Here is a 14,202-nt window from a genome sequence, read left to right as displayed (position 1 = left end):
CCAGCCGTCACTGGGCCGCAGTCCCAAAAAGGYGAAACCCGCTGGCCGGTGATCGTTGGACCGCTGCCCCAGCGCAACCCACACTTCACTGGTCGCACGGACCTGTTGCACGACCTGCACCTTCAACTTGGCGAAGGAGCGACCGCGATCGTCCCACAGGCGCTATACGGCCTGGGAGGTACCGGGAAATCCCAGCTGGCCATTGAGTATGTTTACAGGTACCAGAACTCGTATGACCTGATCTGGTGGATTCCTGCCGAACTTAACGCACAGGTAGTGCAGGGTCTCGTCGACCTGGCGCAGGCGATGGGCCTGAATGTGACCGCAGAGGCCAACACCGCACCGACGGCCGCCCTCGACGCACTACGCGCGGGCAAGCCCTACGGCCGCTGGCTACTGGTATTCGATAACGCCGAGGACCCGGACAGCGTGATCGAATACTTCCCTACGGTCGGCTCCGAGGGACGTGTCCTGGTCACCTCTCGCGATACTCGATGGGCGAGCCGCGCCCGATCTCTGGAAGTCGCGGTCTTTACTCGATCCGAAAGCATCGAACTGCTCCAAAGCCGCAGCACATCACTGTCTCACGACGAGGCCGATCAGCTCGCTGAAGCACTTGGCGACTTGCCGCTCGCCATCGAGCAGGCCGYGACCTGGCGAGTCGAGACTGGCATGCCGGCGGACGAGTATCTGGACCTCCTGGAGACCAAGATCAGCGAGCTGATGCGCACGGAGGACGCGTCCGGGACAGCCACTCGAAGCGGGACGGGTGCGCGCGACCGCCAGGAGCAGTCGGTGGCCGGGGCCTGGAGCGTGTCGCTGGACCGCATCGCCGAGAGCAACCCCGCCGCGCTGCAGCTGCTGCAGGTCTGTGCCTACCTGGCGCCGGAGCGCATCTCCCGCCAGTTGTTCACGTTGGCGCGCTCGACGACGATCGTGCCCGAGCTGGATGACGTCCTGCGTGACCCGATCGCGCTCGGCCGGGCGATCCGCGAGGTCACCCGGTACTCGCTKCTCCGGATCGACCACCGGACAAACTCCTTCCAGATGCACCGGCTCGTCCAGAAGGTCCTGGTGGACCGGATGACGCCGGACGAGCGCGAGACGATGCGCCGCGGGGCACAGGCGCTGCTCGTGGCCAGCGACCCGGCCGCCCCCGGCAGCCGGGAGAACTGGCCCCGATACGCCGAGCTCTACCCGCACCTGCTGGCGACCGGCGCGGTACACAGCTCGGACCCCTGGGTGCGGGAGGTCGTGCTCAACGAGATCCGCTACCTCTACCAGTGGGGCGAGCACGAGGCCGCGCGGGAGCTGGCCCAGGTCGCCCACGACGCGTGGACGCAGTCGCTGGGCCCCGAGGACCGCCAGACCATCGACGCCGGCGCGCAGCTCACGTTCATGATGTTCCTGCTGGGCGACTATGCCGAGGCCGCCCGCCTCAACGCCCAGCGGTTGGCGACCTGCACCCGCGCCTACGGCCCTGATCACGAGGTCACCCTGGAGGTGCTCGGCGCCGTCGCCGCCGACCGGCGGGTCCAGGGCGACTTCGGCGCGGGCTATGAGCTGTCGCGGGAGGCACACGACAGGTACGTCCGCAACCTTGGCCCGGCCGACCCGCAAACCCTGGAGGCGGCCCACAACCTCTCGGTCGCCCTGCGGCTGTTGGGTCGGTTCGACGAGGCGAAGCAGTTGGCGCTGCGCACCCTGGAGAGCAGCGAGCTGCTCTTCGGCGCCGACGCGGTGCTTTGCCTTATCACCCGCAACGGCATCAACTCCGACACGCGCGAGCTCGGCAACGTTCTCGACGCGCGCAACGAGCAGGAGAACCTCGTCGAGTCGTATCGACGGGTCATGGGACCGCAAGTCGAGAGTCACCCGAACCTGTTGCGCGCGCGGCGCAACCTGTCCGTGGCCCGGCGGCGGGCGGGCGATCACCATGGCGCGCTGGAGATCTCCCGCGACGTCCGGCGCCTGTTCGCCACCCGATACAACGACGACTACCCCGACACGCTGGYCGCGTCGCTGTGCCTGTCAATGGACCTGCGCCACACCGGCAGCCTGACCGAGGCCCGTGATCTGTGTCAGGCCACGCTCGACGGGTACCGCAGGGTCCTCGGGGAGCGGCATCCGCACACGATCGCCGCGCTCGTCAACCTCGCGATCACCCTGCGGCACTCCAGCGACGTCGATCTCGCCCACTCGCACAACGAGGACGCCGCCAGCGCACTGAGTGAGATCCTGGGCGAGGAGCACCCGTCCTATCTGGTAGCTCGTACCAACCTGGCCAGCGACCTCTACGCCATGGCTCAGTTCCAGGAGGCCCACGACCTCGACGTCGAGATCGCCGCGCTGTCGACCCGGCTGCTCGGCCCGCGCCATCCGGCGACGCTCGCCGTCCGCGCGAACCTGGCGATGGACCTGCGCGCGCTCGACCACACGAACGAGGCCTACGAGCTACAGGCCGAAGTCCTTCGAACCATGGACGAGGTGCTGGGGGAAGACCATCAGGCTGCCCTCAACGCGGGCAAGTGGCTGCGCTCCGACTGCGACATCGACCCGATGCCGCTCTGAGTTCGGCGCGCCGCGGCGACCGCGACAAGAGCCTCTACAGCACGAAGCCGAGCCAACGCGCGAGTTCGAGGCGGCCGGGCGCCGAGCCGGCGGCGGTCAGCTCACGGTGCAGCGCGCGCACCATTTCGGGCACGTGCGCGAGTGCCCTGGCGGCGGCCAGATCGCCCAGGTCAAAGGCCGCGAGACCCAGGCCGCTCCAGGCGTGCGCGTCACTGGACGACGCGACGTCCGTCAGCACCCGCTCGAAGCCGGCGATCGCGGCCGTCGGGTCGCCGGTTATCCAGTCGACGTCGGCCTGAACCGCGCCGTGCACCCAGTCGTTGACGTCACCGGCGTGGCGCCAGCCCACCACGGTGGCCTGGTCGCTGAGCTGATGACGCACGAGTACCGCGCGGGCCTCCAACCCACTGACCGCCAGGTCGCTGACCAGCGCGGGCCGCGCCAGCGCGACACCAGGAGACGCTGCCCGACCAGCGTTCCAGGCGGCCGCCAGCGCGGCCACCGCCATCGGATCAGGCCGGAAATGGTGCAGCCGCCAGCCCGCGTAGTGGTCGGTCGCGACCGCGTGCGCGAGCCGTAGCGGTTCCGCCGGCGCTGGCTGGGTGGGCCAGGCGTCCAACGTGGTCGCGACGCCCCGTAGGAAACGATGGCCCAGCGCCGTCAGTCCCGCGCAGTCACGCAGGTCGGTCAGCACCCGGTCGACGCTGGCCCGCCACAGGGCGAACTCGAAGTGCGCGAGGCCGGCCTCAGCACCGGTCGCCACCTTCCGCTGACGCTGCCAGAACCCGGCTACCCCGAAGAACGCGAAGATGCCCTGAAGGAGGGGGCCAAGGGGGCGCGGATCCTCCCTCCAGGGCGCGTAGAAAAGGTCATCACTGTCGGCGCCATGCAGGTCCGCCAGGTGCCCCAACGCGCCGAGCTTGGCGTGCTGGAGCTCATGGACGAGGGTCACGGCCAGCTGGGTGGCGTCCTCTGGCTCGGACAGCAGGGCGGCGCCGAACGCGTCCCCGCTGGTGGCGCTGCGGGCCAGGAACCGAGGGGACGCCGCCATGGGGACAAGCACCCGCAGCGTCGCCGCCACCGCGTCCGCCTGCACGGGATGATCACGTACCAGCAGTGCCCAGCCGGACTCGACGACCTTCCGCCAGCGGTCGAGCTCCGCCTCGCCGAGCGGGGCCGGCCACGCGACAGGGCTGATGCGCCGATAGGGGTCGATGTCGTCGAGCACGACGTCGATCCGTATATCGCCGTGGACACTTCCGATCGTCGACGGCGGCACCCATGGACCCGCCGTCGAGGCCGAGAAAGGCGCCTCGGCGGCGGGCAGGTCGGGCTGCCCTGTCCACCCGGCGGCCGGCGGCGGCGCTACCTCGCTCCCACATCCGCTCAAACGAGCCTCGCCATCAACCGCGGATACGACGGCGACTTCCCAGGGTTCGCGATACGGAAGTCGCACCAACCCAAGAGTCGGCATGACAACGGTCCCGTGACGTATCGGCACCGCCAGCTCGAAGGTGAGCCCAACGCGCACCGCGGCGGCGGCCGCGAGCACATGCAGGCCGCCTGCCTCCACCCACAGCGGCGCGTCCTCGTGACGCGCCCCGCACAACCGCCTGAGCAGAAGAGTCGCCCAGACGCCGGTGAGTGGGTAGTCCACGACTGCCGCGACCTCGACCGGATCGACAGCCTCGGCACGCACCAGCAGATCCCAGGCATCGTCCATTGAGGCCAGCGGACCGGTGAGGCCGGGATGGCGCGCGGCCTCGTCGAGAAGCGCCCGCAGTACGACACGGCGGTGGCTACGTTCGGCCGCCGCGAGCCGACGCAGTACCGCGATGTTGTCGATACCGGCCGCAAGTTCGTCGAACTCGGCCTCGGACAACTCGTGGACGCCGAGAAGACCGCCGCCGGGCAGAAAAAGCCCTGGGTGGCTCGGCGAGGCCAGCGGTTCGGCGAGTGCCGGACGCCGGGGAGAGAGGGATCGTTTCGGGGCCATCAGCGTCTGCGCCGGTACCCGCCGAACTGGTCGTTCGGGCTTGCGACCCGGTCAAGCAGGCGGGTCACCGCGGCCCGTAGCCGCTCGTCGTCACTCACACGCAGGTCCGCGAGGCTGGTCATGGTGAGGTCGGCCAGCGACGACTCGATCCGTGACTCGTTTGCGGGCATGAGACCTCTTCAGCTGTCCGACAGGGTCGTGGTACGGGCATCGATGCCCTGACCGGCCCTGATTCCCCCGATTCGCGACCGCTCGAGCCCACGGAAGCACAAAAAAATATGGGCAGAACACGGCCACGATGGACAAAAGGGGGCAGCCATCCGGGCGGCCCCCTTTCAGCATGCATGTCGGCTTTCGCACGGTCGGCGCGATGCCAGTCGGCACGCGTCGCCCCAACCCTATCCCCGACGTTCCCGGAGAGCCGCATGGCGGTCTCCGGGAACGGGGTGTCGGCCAATTAGGTGACGGCGCCGGCTTCCTTCAGGGCGATGATGCGGTCCCAGTCGTAGCCGAGCTCGAGGAGGACCTCCTCGGTCTGGGCGGCGAAGTCCGGCGCCGGGGCCGCGGCGGGCGCGGTGACGTCGAACTGGACCGGGTTGGCGACGAGCTCCATCTCCCCGGCGTCGATGACGTACTCGTTGGCCCTGACCTGCGGGTCGGCGCTCACCTGGAGCGAGTCCTGCACCGGGGCCCACGGCCCGGACAGGGTGGCCAGCCGCTCGGTCCACTCCGCGAGGGTCCTGGTCGCGAACGCCTCCCGCAGCAGCTTGACGCCCTCGGCCGTGTTCTGGCCGATCAGCTCCGCGGTGGCGAACCTGGGGTCGTCGGCCAGCTCCGGCCGGTCGACGTGGCGGCACACGTCCGCCCAGAACCGGGCGGGCTGCAGCATGACCAGGGAGATGTACCGGCCGTCCCTGGTCTTGTACAGACCGGAGAGCGGGTTGGTCGGCGCGCCGTGCTCGCCGGGGACGACGCCCTCCATGGCCATGTTGACGAACCTCGACAACGCGACCCCGTGGCCCATGGACCAGATCCCGCTGCCCAGCAGCGAGACGTCGACGATGGAGGGCTCGCCGGTCCGCTCCCGGCGGAACAGCGCCGCGGCGATGCCGCCGGCGAGGTTCGTGCCGGAGATCGTGTCGCCGTACGCCGGCCCCGGCGGGTTGACGACCCCGTCGGTGCCCGGTGGCGTCAGGCTCGCGGCGGACGAGCCGCGCGCCCAGAAGGCGGTCATGTCGAACCCGCCCTTGTCGAACTCCAGCCCACGCGGGCCCAGGGCGCTGCCGCGCGCGTAGATGATCTTCGGGTTGACGGCGCGGATGTCCTCGACGTCGACACGCAGCTTCTTGCGCACCTTCGGCAGGTGGTTCGTCAGGTACACGTCGGCCTGCGCCGCCAGCTCCAGCAGGACCTCCCTGCCGAGCGGGTTGGCGATGTCCAGGCCGACGCTGCGCTTGCCCCGGTTGCTGTGCCAGATGTTCGGGTTCGGCCCGGCGGGGTCGACCTTCATCTTGCCGATCTRTGTGAGCCCGCGCTGCGGGTCACCGGTCACGGCATGCTCGATCTTGATGACCTGAGCGCCCCACTCCCCGAGGACCGCGCCACCCGACGGCACGAAGCCGTACATGGCGACCTCGAGGACGCGGATGCCTTCCAGGGGTCTGCTGCTCATCGGCCGTGTCCTTCGGTCAGCTCCGCCGCGCTCACTTGACCGGCACCGCCAGGGTCTTGCGCTCCAGGAACTCCTCCAGCCCGGGCACGCCCATCTCGCGGCCGATGCCGGACTGCTTGTACCCGCCGAACGGCGAGTCGGGAGCGAACCAGTTGCCGCCGTTGACGCTCACCGTGCCGGTCCGGATCCGCCGGGCGATCGCGATCGCCCGGTCGTCGTCGGCGCCGAAGACAGTGCCGGACAGCCCGAAGATCGAGTTGTTGGCGATCGCGACGGCGTCGTCGTCGTCCTCGTAGGCGATGATCGCCAGAACCGGGCCGAAGACCTCGTCCTGGGCGATCTCGCTGTCCTGGTCGACGTCGGCCAGCACCGTCGGGGCGTAGAAGTAGCCGGGCCCGTCGAGGCTCTTGCCACCGGCGACGAGCGTGGCACCGGCCGCGATGGCCCGCTGGACGATCCCGTCGACCTTCTCGCGCTGCTCGGCGCTGATCAGCGGGCCGACGTAGGTCTCCTCCAGCGCCGGGTCACCGATCTTGACGTTCTCGATCGCGGCCTTGACCTTCTCGACGAACTCGTCCTTGCGCGAGGTGGGTACGAGAAGGCGGGAGGTGACGGCGCAGCCCTGCCCCGCGTGCGAGCAGATCGTCATGGTCGCGACGAGGGCGAGGAAGTCGGCGTCCGCGTCGTCGACGGCGATGAGCGCCGACTTGCCGCCGAGCTCCAGGAACACCTTCTTGACGGTCCTGGCGGCGACTTCCATGATCCGTCGACCGACCGGTGTCGAGCCGGTGAAGCTGATCATGTCGACGTCGGGGTGGCCGGTGAGCACCTCGGCCACCTCGACCGACGGCGAGGTGATCACGTTGACCACGCCGGCCGGGATGTCGGTCTCGTTGGCGATGATCTCGCCGAGCGCGAGGGTGATCAGCGGAGTCTGCGGCGCGCCCTTGAGGATCACGGTGCAGCCGGCCGCGAGGGCGGGAGCGACCTTCGCGATCGCGATCTGGGTCGGGTAGTTGTAGGGAATGATCGCGGAGACGACGCCCGCGGCCTCCTTCTCCACCCAGCGCCGGTTCTTGATCCCGTGGGACTCGTTCTCCGGAAGGTCCTCCGTGAACGAGTAGCTCGCGGYCAGGTCCGCGTAGTACTTGACGATGTCGATCGGGATGTCGAGCGCCGCGCCGTACGTCATCACCCGTGGGTGGCCGACCTCGGCGATCGTCAGCTCGCGCAGCTCCTCGCGGTGCTTGACCAGCGCCTCGTGCAGCTGGTTCATGCACCGCACCCGGAACTCGACGTTCGTCGACCAGTCCGTCGTGTCGAACGCCCGGCGCGCCGCCTTCACCGCGGCCACCGCCTGCTCGACCGTCGCGTCCGGCGCCTCGCCGAGAACCTCACCCGTAGTCGGGTTGAGCGAGACCGTCGTACTCGGCGCCTCGACCAGCTGCCCGTCGATCAGTAAGCCCTTCACGGCAGCTCCCTCGCCCTCTCCTGGTTCGTTCTCGTGGTGCGTCCTTGCCGATCCTCGCCGAGGACGCGCGGCGGATGGATTCCGGGCGCTCCGCTACCAGCGCTTCCCCGTGCTGGAAGCTACATTCTCGCCTGACGGGAATCAAGATTTCATGGACTGTCCAGTACAACGGGCCAGCGGGCGCGACCGGCCGGAAGCCCATGCCAGGCGCCGGCGCACCGGCGCCTCGACGGCCCGGGCGCGCGCCCGGGCTGTCGGCCCTACAAGCGCCGCCCGCCGAGAGCCCCGCGGCCGCGGGGCTCCTAGCGCCTCGGCTCAGACCGTGGCGGGCAGCGCGACCGGGACGTTCATCAGCTTGGCCAGGTTCTCGCCCATGACCTTGCGGATGAACGGCTCGGGCTGGCCCTTGAGATCATCGATGTAGCTGATGGGGTTGGCCAGGCCCTCCGGGTGCGGGTAGTCCGAGCCGAAGAGGATGTGCTCCTCACCGAGCAGCTGGGCCAGCTCGGCGAAGTTCTCCTCCCAGAACGGGCTGATGTAGATGTTGCGCTTCAGGGCCTCGACCGGGTTCTCGATGAAGTCCTGCGGCATCTTCTTGTAGAGGTCCTTGAGGGTCTTGAGCAGCGGCGCGACCCACGAGGCACCGTTCTCCACGACCGCGATCTTCAATCGCGGGAAGCGCGACACGGCGCCGTGGATGACCAGCGACGCCACGGCGTCCTCGATCGGCCGCCACGAGTGCAGCATCCGGAAGGCGTTCGGCTGGAACGGCAGGTGCTCGGTCGCGGCCCCGCTCCACTCACCGGTGAAGYGGGAGTAGCCCGAGTCGGACGAGTGCAGGGCGACCAGGATGCCGGCCTCCTGGACCCGGGCCCAGAACGGGTCGAACTCCGGCAGCGCGAACGAGCGCGGCCCCTTGTAGCCGGGCACCGGCGCCGGCCGGACCAGGATCACCTTCGCGCCCCGCTCCAGGACCCACTCCAGCTCCTCGACCGCCCTGTCGACGATCGGCAGGGTGATCACCGGGGTGGTGAAGATACGGTCGAGGCCGTTGTAGTTGAACTGCCAGGTCTCGTAGAGCCACTCGTTGAGCGCGTGGATCGCCGCGTGGGTCAGCTCGGGGTCGTCCTTCATCCGCTCCTCGAGCAGGCTCGCGAGCGTCGGGAACAGCAGGGTCCGCGCGAGGCCCTGCTCCTCGTCCATCAGCTTCAGGCGCGCGGCGGGCTCGCGCCAGGCCGGGATCGCCTTCACCGGCTTGCCGAAGATCTCCCGGCGGGACTTACCGTCCGGGTTGCCCTTGCGGTAGTACTCCTCCTGCGCGCCCGGGCGGGCGACGACCTCGAAGGTCGGGTTGGGGATGTACTCGCTGATCGTCCCCTGGACCACGATCTTCGTGCGGCCGTGGACGTCGACGTAGTCGATCGCCTTCTTGTAGCGCGCCGGCAGGTACTTGGTGAACGCGTCCGTCGTCTCGTACAGGTGGTTGTCTGCGTCAAACACCGGGATGTCGGGGCCGGACATCGGGCCTCCCCTGGGGGCTCTGTCGGTTCCGTCAAAGTTAATTAATAATGCACCTACCTGCCGGGTGCATGGTCGGCCAGGCGGGTGGCGACGGTCACGACCCCCGTCATCGGCCCTACCGGTGGCGAGCGGGATCACGTTCTGACACGATCGTCGAAACCTGCCCCTCGGGCAACCGCCTCGGCACCCGACCCCGCAGCCGAGGCGGTCCACAGGCCCTGGCCCACGCCGCACAACCGGCCGACGATCGGACTCAGCATGATCGGGAATGGTGACCTCTCCGGGGAGCCGCGCCCGGGGAGACGCGATGCCCGCGGCGCACCAGGCGCTCGGGCCTGGCGGCCAGGGTCGCCGCGCGGACGAGGTGGCTGTCCACGGACAGCGACCGTCGCGCCGGCCGGGCCGCGCGGCGTCAGCCAGGGTGGGCGAACCCACTGCGTGAACGCTCACTCAGACGCCTGCGACCGGGCGGCTCGCGGACCGGTCCCGGCTCCCGTCCGGAACGTCACTGAAGTGGGACGGAAGGTGTTCGCTCTGGGCAAACCGTTGACGGAACGGTGTCGAGCATGTATTCACTAGCCTCTAGCAGCCGCTGTGATGCCCGACACATGATGTTCACGGTGCGCTCGAACCCCCCGGCGGGCCGCACGCCGCTCCTCGACCTCACAGGATCGCCAGATAGGGATGGCATGCCGCACACGAAGGGCTCCCCAGCGGAGACCTACGGTCATGACATCGCCGCCGGCAACAAGGTCGTGATCGGCATACTCACCCCGATGGCCGGGTTCCGTAGGGCCGTCGAGAGGCCCTCGACGGCTGGCCTCGCTCCAGGCGGCATCAACGTGGCGATCAAGAAGGCGCCCGGCGACGACCTGCCGGTACGAGCGGCGTACGTTTCCGCTGCGGCGGTAACGCCCATCCGGACTCGCCCACCGTCGTTGTGGGCAATGGCCTGAACGCTGCGCGTGACGACGAAGGCCACCTGGCCAGATCCAAGCCGCTCAGCCAGTCGCCGATCGAGAACTGAACAGAACCGATCAAGAACTCCATAGGACCGCCAAAACTGAACAGCTGCATGCCCAACTCCACCACCGCCGCGCCACGGCCTTGACCCAGGACACCCCGTGACAGCGGGCTGTCCTGGTCGAAGGTCGCGGAAGCGGCCCTGACCCGAGAACCGCCGCTCAACGCGGTCCTGACCTGGGATGCCAACCGCGGAAGCGGTGCTCCCTGGGATGACGTCGGGAGACTCCTCCATGTCACACATCGCCTCGCTCCTGCTCGGGCTCGGCAACGGCGCAGTGTTCGCCGCGCTCGCGCTCGCGCTGGTGCTGACCTACCGAAGCTCGGGGGTCATCAACTTTGCGACCGGAGCGATCGCTCTCTACGTCGCCTACACCTACGCCGACCTGCGAGAGGGCGAATTACTCGTCCCGATTCCGGGCCTGCCGACGACCGTCAACCTCGGAACGGACAGCATGCCGTTCATTCCGGCGGCGTTGCTGGCTCTGGCGATCGGCGCACTACTCGGTGCGCTGCTCTATGGCCTGGTGTTCCGCAAGCTGCTAGACGCTCCGCCGCTGGCGAAGGCGGTGGCCTCGCTGGGTGTGCTGGTCATCATCCAGCAGGTGATGGTGATCCGGGTCGGTGTGGCGCCGGTCAGCGTCGAGCAGATCTTCCCGGCGGAGCGCTGGACCCTCGGCTCGCTGACCGTGCTGTCCGACCGGTTCTACCTGGCCGTCGCGGTGATCGTGCTGACCCTGGCGCTGACGGCGGTGTTCCGGTTCACCCGGTTCGGCCTGCTGACCAGGGCCAYCGCCTCCTCACAGACCGGCGCCTACGTCAGCGGCGTGTCCGCGTCGCGGGTCGCGCTGACGAACTGGATGATCAGCTGCGCGGTCGCTGGCGCGGCCGGCATCCTCATCGCCCCGGTCAGCCCGCTCGCGCCGACCACCTACACGCTGTTCGTCGTGCCGGCGCTCGCCGCGGCCGTCGTCGGCGGCTTCCAGAACCTGGTGCCGAGCGTCATCGCCGGCCTCGTGATCGGCATGGTCCAGGCCGAGGCGCTCTCTCTCGCCGCACAGCACTCCTGGATGCCCAGGACCGGCTCGGCCGAGCTGGTGCCGCTGATCGTCATCGTGATCGCGCTGGTGGTCACCGGCCGGGGAATGCCGGTGCGTGGCGGCCTGGTGCGCCAGTCGCTGGGGCTCGCCCCGCGGCCACGCTCGCTGCTGCTGCCGACGATCGCCGGCACCGCCGTCGGCGCCATCGCCCTGCTCGTCTCCGATGGCACCGCGCGTGCCGCCGTCATCGGCACGATCATCGCCGCGGTGATCGGCCTGTCGCTGATCGTCGTGACTGGATACGCCGGCCAGGTGTCGCTCGCTCAGCTGGCGCTCGCCGGCGCGGGCGCGTTCCTGCTGTCGAACCTGACCCAGAGCTGGCACATCCCGTTCCCGTTCGCGCCGCTGCTCGCGGCGCTGGGAGCAACGGTCCTGGGTGTGGTCATCGGCCTGCCGGCGCTGCGGCTGCGCGGTCTGACCCTCGGCGTTGTCACGCTCGCGCTCGCCTATGCGATCGAGGCGGTCTGGTTCCGCAACACCCAGATCGTGTCCACCTCGGGCGGGAAGGTCTCCGATCCGAAGATCTTCGGTCTGAACCTGGGTATCGGCTCCGGGCACGCCTTCCCGAGGCTGGAGTTCGGCTTCCTCTGCCTGTTCGTGCTGGTGGTGGTGGCGCTGGGCGTCGCCAAGCTAAGGATGAGCGCGCTGGGCTCGGCGATGCTCGCCGTGCGGGCCAACGAGCGCTCGGCCGCCGGCATCGGCATCAACGTCGTGCGCATTAAGGTCATCAGCTTCGCGATCGGGTCGTTCATCGCCGGCCTCGGCGGGGCGCTGCTGGCCTACCGGCGCGGCGTGGTCACGTTCGACTCGTTCTCCGCGGTCGGAGGCCTCTCGCTGCTGACCGTCGCCTACCTGGCCGGCATCACGTCGGTCTTTGGTGCCGTCAACGCCGGCCTGATCGCCAGCACCGGCCTCATATTCTTCGCGTTCGACCGGTTGCTCAACCTCGGTGACTGGTTCCAGGTAATCAGCGGCATCGGTCTGCTCGCGGCCCTCGTCGGTCACCCGGAGGGCCTCGCCAGCGACGCGCACAAGCTCGTCCACAAGGTCAGAGCACTCCTGGAACGCAGGCGCCCAGCGACACCGACCGGCGCCCCGGTTCCGGCACTGGCGGGTGTCCCCGCGGGCGGCCTTGCGGCTGGAGACTCCACGGCGCTGGCCGCCCCGGCCACGCTCACGGCCACCACGTCCGCGCCCCTGGCCACGGCCGGCTCGGCTACCACGGCGGGCGTCCAGGCGACGGCGCCGGCCGGCGGTCACGGCGAGGTCCTGGAGGTGTCCGGACTGACCGTCCGCTACGGCGGTGTGACCGCGGTCGACGGCATCAACCTGCGTGTCGAGCCCGGTAAGATCATCGGTCTCATCGGCCCGAACGGTGCTGGCAAGACCAGTGCCATGGACGCGATCACCGGGTTCGCCCGCGCGTCGGGCACCGTCACCCTCGGCGGCCAGCGCGTCGACAAGCTCGCCTCGCATGTCCGGGTGCACCGGGGCCTCGCGCGCACGTTCCAGTCGATCGAGCTCTACGAGGAGCTCACCGTCGAGGAGAACGTGTCCGCCGCCCTCAGCGGCGTGCGCGGCCACGAACGCCACCAGCGTCTCGCCGCCGCCCTCGCCGTGACCGGCATCGCCGACCGCGCCGACCGTCAGGCCGGCGAGCTCTCCCAGGGCGAACGCCAGCTGGTGTCCATCGCCAGGGCCTGTGCCTCACGGCCCAAGGTGCTGCTGCTCGACGAGCCCGCCGCCGGCCTGGACAGCACCGAGTCGACCTGGCTCGGCGAGCGCATCCGTGGCATCGCCGCGGGCGGCGCCGGTGTCCTGCTCGTCGACCACGACGTCGCGCTCGTGCTCGGCGTCTGCGACTACATCTACGTCCTCGAGTTCGGCAAGCTCATCGCCGAGGGCACCCCGGCCGAGATCCGCGGCAACCGCGTGGTGGCCGACGCGTACCTCGGCAACGCCCACAGCACTTCCGAGCCGGCGGTCAGCGCGGAGCCGGCTTCCGCGAACGGCATCCAGCAGACGGCCAACGAGTCCCCGGCGGTGACGGCATGACCGCGACGGTCGAAACCTCCTCCCCCTCCCCCGCCGGAGTCACGACCGCCCGGCTCCAGACCGTCAGCCTGACCGGCGGCCGCGGCAGCACGACGGCGTTCCGCGACGTCGACCTCGCCCTCGCCCCCGGCAAGGTGCTGGCCCTGCTCGGGCCGAACGGCGCCGGCAAGACGACGATGCTGCTCACGCTCGCCGGTCTCCTGGCGCCGCAGAGCGGCAACATCCTGGTCGACGGCGCGAAGCTGCGCGGCGGTCGGCCGGCGGCGGCGAACCGGGCCGGGATCGTCCTCGTCCCCGACAACCGGTCGCTGTTCGTCAGCCTGTCCGTCGAGGAGAACCTGAGGGTGGCGGCGCGGCGCGGCGGGCCGAAGCCGCGGGACATGCTGGCGTCCTTCCCCGCGCTCGAGAAGCGGTGGAAGCTCGCGGCGGGCGCGCTGTCCGGCGGYGAGCAGCAGATGCTCGCCATGGCGCGCGCGCTCATCCAGCAGCCCCGGGTGCTGCTCGTCGACGAGCTGAGCCTCGGCCTCGCTCCGCTCATCGTCGAGGGCCTCTTCGAGTCGGTGCGCGCCATCGCGGCCGACCACGGCTGCTCGGTCATCCTCGTCGAGCAGTACGCGAAGCTCGCCATGGCGGCGGCCGACGAGGTCGTCGTCCTGGCCCGCGGCCGGATCGCGCTCTCGGGGTCGTCGAGCGAGCTCGCCGACCAGGTGGACCGGCTGGAGAATCTCTACTTCGACTCCGCCGACACCGCGAACAACTAACCGAGGTACCGCTTTCTGCACCAACCCGTCCG

Annotated in this window: 9 protein-coding genes; 4 read left to right on the top strand and 5 right to left on the bottom strand. The window is 69.7% G+C overall.

Translation table 11 applies throughout. The features are described from left to right. The first annotated feature begins 48 nt into the window (after positions 1-48). Complete coding sequence (gene fxsT, locus BL253_RS12050; RefSeq protein WP_158230352.1) at positions 49-2,571, top strand: FxSxx-COOH system tetratricopeptide repeat protein; 2,523 nt, start codon at positions 49-51, stop codon at positions 2,569-2,571. Positions 2,572-2,605: 34 nt separating this feature from the next. Here fxsT and BL253_RS12045 read toward each other — a convergent pair whose 3' ends face one another. The 5 genes from BL253_RS12045 to BL253_RS12030 all read right to left on the bottom strand — a co-directional run bounded on the left by BL253_RS12045 (position 2,606) and on the right by BL253_RS12030 (position 9,231). Beyond that, the gene (locus BL253_RS12045; RefSeq protein ID WP_081438247.1) at positions 2,606-4,567 is read right to left on the bottom strand and encodes an HEXXH motif domain-containing protein; all 1,962 of its coding nucleotides are present in this window, start codon (positions 4,565-4,567) and stop codon (positions 2,606-2,608) included. Then, positions 4,567-4,737, bottom strand: a complete 171-nt coding sequence (locus BL253_RS42250; protein WP_158230351.1) for a hypothetical protein — start codon at positions 4,735-4,737, stop codon at positions 4,567-4,569. Before BL253_RS42250 ends, BL253_RS12045 begins: the two co-directional genes overlap by 1 nt. Before the next feature lie 287 nt (positions 4,738-5,024). Beyond that, entirely contained in the window at positions 5,025-6,239 is a 1,215-nt protein-coding gene (locus BL253_RS12040; RefSeq protein WP_076816412.1) for a CaiB/BaiF CoA transferase family protein, read from the bottom strand. Between the two features lie 31 nt (positions 6,240-6,270). Further along, the gene (locus BL253_RS12035) at positions 6,271-7,710 is read right to left on the bottom strand and encodes an aldehyde dehydrogenase family protein (RefSeq protein ID WP_076816410.1); all 1,440 of its coding nucleotides are present in this window, start codon (positions 7,708-7,710) and stop codon (positions 6,271-6,273) included. A 315-nt stretch (positions 7,711-8,025) separates the two neighbouring features. Next, a complete protein-coding gene (locus BL253_RS12030; RefSeq protein WP_076816408.1) occupies positions 8,026-9,231 on the bottom strand; it encodes an amidohydrolase family protein in 1,206 nt (401 codons plus the stop codon). Between the two features lie 689 nt (positions 9,232-9,920). Here BL253_RS12030 and BL253_RS12025 point away from each other — a divergent pair. The 3 genes from BL253_RS12025 (at position 9,921) to BL253_RS12015 (ending at position 14,170) form a co-directional block, all read left to right on the top strand. After that, positions 9,921-10,187, top strand: coding sequence for a hypothetical protein (locus tag BL253_RS12025; RefSeq protein ID WP_076816407.1), 267 nt, complete (start codon positions 9,921-9,923; stop codon positions 10,185-10,187). A 300-nt stretch (positions 10,188-10,487) separates the two neighbouring features. Further along, positions 10,488-13,409, top strand: a complete 2,922-nt coding sequence (locus BL253_RS12020; protein WP_076816405.1) for a branched-chain amino acid ABC transporter permease/ATP-binding protein — start codon at positions 10,488-10,490, stop codon at positions 13,407-13,409. Next, a complete protein-coding gene (locus BL253_RS12015) occupies positions 13,406-14,170 on the top strand; it encodes an ABC transporter ATP-binding protein (protein ID WP_076816403.1) in 765 nt (254 codons plus the stop codon). The genes BL253_RS12020 and BL253_RS12015 overlap by 4 nt, the downstream gene beginning before the upstream one ends. Positions 14,171-14,202 lie beyond the last annotated feature (32 nt).

The organism is Pseudofrankia asymbiotica (assembly GCF_001983105.1).
In the GTDB taxonomy this organism is placed as follows: domain Bacteria; phylum Actinomycetota; class Actinomycetes; order Frankiales; family Frankiaceae; genus Pseudofrankia; species Pseudofrankia asymbiotica.
Note: the sequence above shows the minus strand (reverse complement) of the source record. Positions and strands in the feature narration are given on the sequence as shown.

What these genes read in the sequence shown, in the direction of transcription:
- BL253_RS12045 (WP_081438247.1), bottom strand. Translation starts at nt 4,567, where the DNA reads ATGGCCCCGAAACGATCCCTCTCTCCCCGGCGTCCGGCACTCGCCGAA.
- BL253_RS42250 (WP_158230351.1), bottom strand. Translation starts at nt 4,737, where the DNA reads ATGCCCGCAAACGAGTCACGGATCGAGTCGTCGCTGGCCGACCTCACC.
- BL253_RS12025 (WP_076816407.1), top strand. Translation starts at nt 9,921, where the DNA reads ATGCCGCACACGAAGGGCTCCCCAGCGGAGACCTACGGTCATGACATC.